We start from the raw sequence: 3678 nt of genomic DNA, 5'->3' as shown, positions 1-3678 counted from the left end.
CGGACTGGTCGTCCATGCTGACCTGCGCCTGGCGTTCGTCCTGCTGCTGTTCCTGTCCGCGTTCGGGGCTGGCTTCGGCCTCGTCATCGTCGGATTGGTCGCGCGCCTGGTTGTCGCCTGCTTCTTCCTCTTGTTCGGCGTTGTCCTCGGCCTCGTCCTGGGGCTGGTCGGGGTCGTCGCCAAGCTGGTCGCCATAGCCGAGGTCCGAGATCACCCGGCGCGCCAGCCGCGCGAAACCGGCCTGGTCGGCCAGCATCTGGGGCAGGTCTTCCAGTGCCGCACCCGCCTGTTGCTCGACGAAGGGCCGCCACAGGTCGGCGACGTGCTGCGCGGCGGGCGGCAAGTCGCGCCCCGTCGCCATCTGGCGCAGGATATAGCCCGCCGCGGCGGCCAGGGGGGCCTCGTTGGCGGACTTGATCTGGCCATAGCCCTTACGCTCGGCCTCGGCCCCCAGCTTGACGTCGATATTGGACAGCGCGCCGGGCATGTCGCGCGCGCCAAGCGCCTCGCAGCGCGCGGTCTCCATCGCGTCGTAAAGCTCTCGCGCCATCGGGCCGGCGGGGGCGTATTTCGCATGGGTGGCGTCGTCGTGGTGACGCATCCGCATCGCCAGCGCATCCGCCGTGCCGCGCGCCAGCAGGATTTCATCGCGTGTCATGCGGCGGCTGACCTGCGGCAGGCGCATCGTGTCCCCCGCCACCCCGGCGGGATCGGCGGTGAAGGTCACGTTGAGTTCGCGTTCATCGGCCAGCGCCCGCGTCGCCTCGGACAGGGCCTTCTTGAACGGGTCGGCGGGGTTGTCGGATTTTTTCATCTTGACCTGCTTCGCCACGGTTCAGCCGAATGGTAATATGGAACCGCGGGTTTCCAAAGGTCCCCCGCGCCGCCCATCACCCCGCCTTGACCGCCGCGCTTTCGGGCAGTTCCTCGTCGAACAGGCGCTGGTAGAACTCGGCCACCGTCTGGCGTTCCAACTCGTCGCATTTGTTCAGGAAGGTCAGGCGGAAGGCGTAACCCACATTGTCGAAGATGCGCGCGTTCTGCGCCCAGCTTATGACGGTGCGCGGCGACATGACCGTGGACAGGTCGCCCTGCATGAAGGCGGTGCGGGTCAGGTCGGCCAGCGTCACCATCTGGCTGATGGTCTTGCGGCCCTTCTCGGTGTTCCAGGTCGGGTTCTTGGCCAGCACGATATTGGTTTCGGCGTCGTGGGACAGATAGTTCAGCGTCGCGACCAGAGACCAGCGGTCCATCTGGCCCTGGTTGATCTGCTGGGTGCCGTGGTAAAGGCCCGTCGTGTCGCCCAGGCCCACGGTGTTGGCGGTGGCAAACAGGCGGAAGAACGGGTTGGGCGTGATCACCTCGTTCTGGTCCAGCAGGGTCAGCTTGCCGTCGGCTTCCAGCACGCGCTGGATCACGAACATCACGTCGGCGCGGCCCGCGTCGTATTCGTCGAAGACGATGGCGGTGGGGTTGCGCAGCGCCCAGGGCAGGATGCCCTCGTGAAAGACCGTGACCTGCTTGCCGTCCACCAGCTTGATCGCGTCCTTGCCGATCAGGTCGATGCGCGACACGTGGCTGTCCAGGTTGACGCGCACGCAGGGCCAGTTCAGCCGCGCCGCCACCTGCTCGATATGGGTGGATTTGCCGGTGCCGTGATAGCCCTGGATCATGACGCGGCGGTTATAGGCGAAGCCCGCCAGGATCGCCATCGTGGTATCGGGGTCGAATTTATAGGTCGGGTCGATCTCGGGCACGCGGTCGCTGCGTTCGGCGAAGCCCTTGACCTTCATGTCGCTGTCGAGGCCAAAGACTTCGCGCAGGTCGATCTCTTCGGTCGGTTTCGCGTTCTGATCCAGCATGGCGCATCCTCTAGACGTTTCCCCGCTTGATGGAACATTCCCCCGCAACGCGCAAGGGCGCGGGGATATTTCGCTGAAGACGGGCGAGGCTTGACGGAATATTCAGACGGATGTGGAACCCTGGGGACGAATCGGGGGTTTGCTGCGGGTCGCAACAGGGATGGAAACGGATGAGCGGGCTGATCGCATTGCTGGACGACGTCGCGGCGATTTCCAAGGTCGCGGCGGCCTCGGTCGATGATGTGGCGGGGCAGGCGGTCAAGGCCAGCGCCAAGGCTGCGGGCGCGGCCATCGACGATGCGGCGGTGACGCCGAAATACGTGCAGGGCTTCGACGCCAGCCGCGAATTGCCGATCGTCTGGCGCATCGCGCGGGGATCCTTGTTCAACAAGGTGGTGATCCTGCTGCCCGTGGCGCTGCTGCTGTCGGCCTTCGCGCCCTGGGCCATCGCGCCCCTGCTGATGCTGGGGGGCGCCTATCTGTGTTACGAGGGCGCGCACAAGATCGCCCATGCGATCAGCCCCGATCCCGAACATGACTCCCAGACCCATATCCACCCCGAGGGTGGCGGTGCCGCATTGGAAGAGGCGCGGGTGGCCGGCGCGATCAAGACCGATTTCATTCTCTCGGCCGAGATCATGACGATCGCGCTTTCCTCGATCCCGGCGCAGAACGGGCTGGCGACGAAGGCGGCGGCGCTTCTGGTCGTGGCCGTGCTGATAACGGCGGCGGTCTATGGTTTCGTCGCGGTGGTGGTCAAGGCCGACGATCTGGGCGTGCGGCTGGCGCGGACGGGCGGGCGCGCGGCTGCCTGGCTGGGGCGCGGGCTGGTCAAGGCCATGCCCGGCTTCATGACCACGCTGACGGTGGTGGGCACCGCCGCAATGCTGTGGGTGGGCGGAAATATCGTCATTCACGGCTTGCATGAAATGGGCTGGCATGCGCCCTACGAATGGATTCGCACCGTGGCCGAAGCCGCCGCCGTCGCGGCACCCCAAGCCCCCGGCGCCACCGCCTGGCTGGTCACGGCCTTCTTCGACGGTATCGTGGGGCTGGCGCTGGGGCTGCTTCTGATTCCGGTGGCAAGGCTGGTCGTCAACCCTCTGTTGGCCGTCACTGTGCAGCCGCTGATGGCGGCGCTGCGCGGCGGGGCGGGCGGCCGCGAGGGCTAGGCGGCGCGCTGCCGCACCGCTGCAAGGGGCTGGTCGTCGCTGCCGGAATGGGTGCTGCGACGGCCCTGTCGCGCCGGGTGCCGCGCCGCTTGCGTGACGTTACGCATCGCGTTGACCAAACAATCAAAGACTGTCACATTCCCTTCACAATAATGTTGCGAGACCGTCACCGATGACCGCTAGGCCGGGCGGCGAAACGCAACTCCATTGGGAGGAAAACATGTCTCGACTTCTCACCGCCTCTGCGACGGCCCTGATCGCATCGCTGACTGCCGCGCAGGCGCAAACCGACATCCATTGGTGGCACGCGATGGGCGGCGAACTGGGCACCAAGTTGGAAGAAATCGCCCGGAACTTCAACGAAACGCAGGACGAATACAACATCGTGCCCTCGTACAAGGGCAGCTACCCCGAGACGATGACCGCCGCCATCGCCGCCTTCCGCGCGCGCCAGCAGCCCGCCATCGTGCAGGTCTTCGAGGTCGGCACCGGCACCATGATGGCCGCCGAAGGTGCTGTCGTTCCGGTTTATCAACTGATGGCCGATCACGGCGAAACCTTTGATCCGCAAGCCTATCTGCCCGCCGTCGTCGGTTATTACAGCGACACCGAGGGCAACATGCTGTCGCTGCCCTTCAACAGCT

The 3678-nt window shown here is 65.9% G+C and carries 2 protein-coding genes and 2 pseudogenes; 2 read left to right on the top strand and 2 right to left on the bottom strand.

The annotated features are described in order from the left end of the window. Both Q0O97_RS17375 and cobS read right to left on the bottom strand, forming a co-directional pair. Window positions 1–814, bottom strand: a pseudogene (locus Q0O97_RS17375) (cobaltochelatase subunit CobT); the annotation flags it as partial. Between the two features lie 76 nt (window positions 815–890). Beyond that, window positions 891–1862, bottom strand: coding sequence for a cobaltochelatase subunit CobS (cobS, locus tag Q0O97_RS17370; RefSeq protein WP_294932410.1), 972 nt, complete (start codon window positions 1860–1862; stop codon window positions 891–893). Window positions 1863–2032: 170 nt separating this feature from the next. On the opposite strand from cobS, the gene Q0O97_RS17365 reads away from it, so the two are divergent. After that, a complete protein-coding gene (locus tag Q0O97_RS17365) occupies window positions 2033–3034 on the top strand; it encodes a DUF808 domain-containing protein (protein WP_294932407.1) in 1002 nt (333 codons plus the stop codon). Window positions 3035–3254: 220 nt separating this feature from the next. Beyond that, window positions 3255–3678 (top strand): annotated as a pseudogene (locus tag Q0O97_RS17360) (sn-glycerol-3-phosphate ABC transporter substrate-binding protein); the annotation flags it as partial.

The sequence above is a fragment of the uncultured Paracoccus sp. genome (genome assembly GCF_945915435.1).
Classification (GTDB): domain Bacteria; phylum Pseudomonadota; class Alphaproteobacteria; order Rhodobacterales; family Rhodobacteraceae; genus Paracoccus.
The sequence above is the reverse complement of the archived record's forward strand: the minus strand, read 5'-3'. Positions and strand labels throughout refer to the sequence as shown.